Origin of the sequence: Mesorhizobium denitrificans (assembly GCF_003403035.1) — a bacterium.
GTDB classification, from domain to species: domain Bacteria; phylum Pseudomonadota; class Alphaproteobacteria; order Rhizobiales; family Rhizobiaceae; genus Mesorhizobium_G; species Mesorhizobium_G denitrificans.
In genome coordinates, this window is sequence record NZ_QURN01000041.1 from 1 (window position 1) to 1526 (window position 1526).

Genomic DNA, 1526 nt, shown 5'->3' on the forward strand with positions numbered 1-1526 from the left:
GGTCCCAATAGACCGGCTGATGCAGACTGGGCGTGATCGACGCGAATTCCGGATGCTGGGGATTAACCAGGATGTTGCTGTCGACGCGAGCAACGACGCTTGGAACGATCAGGATCGCACTGCGGCGTTCGAGACACCATTTTTCCCCGAACGCCTTGCTCACGGTCGCCGGCATGGTGTCCCATCCAGGCAAAGCCGCCGGCGAGAGTATCTCGTAGCTCACGCCGCGAGGGATGGTGATCTCGACATAGTGCTGGTTGGGCGGCAGCCGGCCGCTACCATGGACCAGCTTTTCCAGCAACGCCGTCGAATAGTGCTCGGACGTATAGATGACCGGGCTCGCCGGCGTGTTCCAGCGCCCCGGCGCGATGGTCGAGCCGGTCGCATCGAAGATCGGCCAGGATCCGGTGGGATCCCCGATGCGATAGGCCGTCAATGTCCGGTCGAGGACCTGCGCCGTCACGCAGCACTGCCGTATTTGAGGCCCTGGAGGATGTCGAGCACCAGCTCGGCGCCGATCTCGCTCTGGATAACGACGTCGACGGGCCGGCGGTCCTCGAGCATGGCATGCGGCCTGAACAGAAAGTTGCGCGCCTCCTCCTCGCTGCCCCAGACCTCGACCGAGAGGTTCCAGACCCGCGCCAGCCGGGCGACCCGCATCCCCTCCTCCGACGAAAGCCGAAACGCTGCGCGCTTGCGCCGTTCGAAAGTCGCCCTGGGAACGAGCCTATACTTGAACTGAGTGTCGGTGGGTGCGAGAAGCCGCGCTATGCGCTCCAGCGCGTCGACCGGCAGGCCATCCTCGATGCGGGTGATCAGCCCGAACGGAGATTTTACGCCTTCCCTGCCGGGCAGCCCCAGCACATCGGCGACGTTTGCGATTGCCAGCATAGTTCATGCTCCTTATCAACTGAGACAGAATATAGTCTCACTTGAGGCATACGGCAAGAAGGGTCTCCTGTTCATTCGAACCGTTCCGGCAGGTGGTCGTCCTTGGCCAGGTCGGAGAAGCGAGTGAATTCGCCGGTGAAGGCCAGCGAAACAGTGCCGGTTGGACCGTGACGCTGCTTGGCGACGATAACTTCGGCTTTGCCGCGCGCCTCAGCCATGTTTGTCTCCCACTTCAGGTACTCATCGGTGCCGGGTTTCGGCTCCTTGTTCTTCAGGTAGTATTCCTCCCGATAGACGAACAGCACGACGTCGGCGTCCTGCTCGATCGAGCCGGATTCGCGCAGATCGGAAAGCTGCGGCCGCTTGTTGTCACGCTTCTCGACTTCGCGCGAAAGCTGGGAAAGCGCGATAATCGGCACAGACAATTCCTTGGCCAGTGCCTTGAGGCCGGTGGTGATCTCGGTGACCTCCTGGACGCGGGTTCTGGGACGATCGGTGGCTCGTGCCCTGCATCAGTTGGATATAGTCGATGACAAGGAGGTCGAGACCGCGCTGGCGTTTGAGCCTCCGTGCCCGGGTGGCAAGCTGCGCGATCGAGATGCCGCCGGTCTGGTCGATGTAGAGCGGAATCTTCT

2 protein-coding genes and 1 pseudogene are annotated in these 1526 nt (G+C 62.0%); all 3 read right to left on the bottom strand.

From position 1 onward, the window contains the following. The coding region (locus DY251_RS21180; RefSeq protein WP_116625886.1) for an RES family NAD+ phosphorylase at positions 1–463 on the bottom strand (463 nt) is incomplete at its 3' end. Beyond that, positions 460–891 carry an antitoxin Xre-like helix-turn-helix domain-containing protein gene (locus DY251_RS21185; protein ID WP_116625887.1) on the bottom strand — a complete coding sequence of 144 codons (432 nt, stop codon included), beginning with the start codon at positions 889–891 and terminating at the stop codon, positions 460–462. The genes DY251_RS21185 and DY251_RS21180, both read right to left, overlap by 4 nt. A 71-nt stretch (positions 892–962) precedes the next feature. Then, positions 963–1526: pseudogene (locus tag DY251_RS21190) on the bottom strand (DnaB-like helicase C-terminal domain-containing protein); the annotation flags it as partial.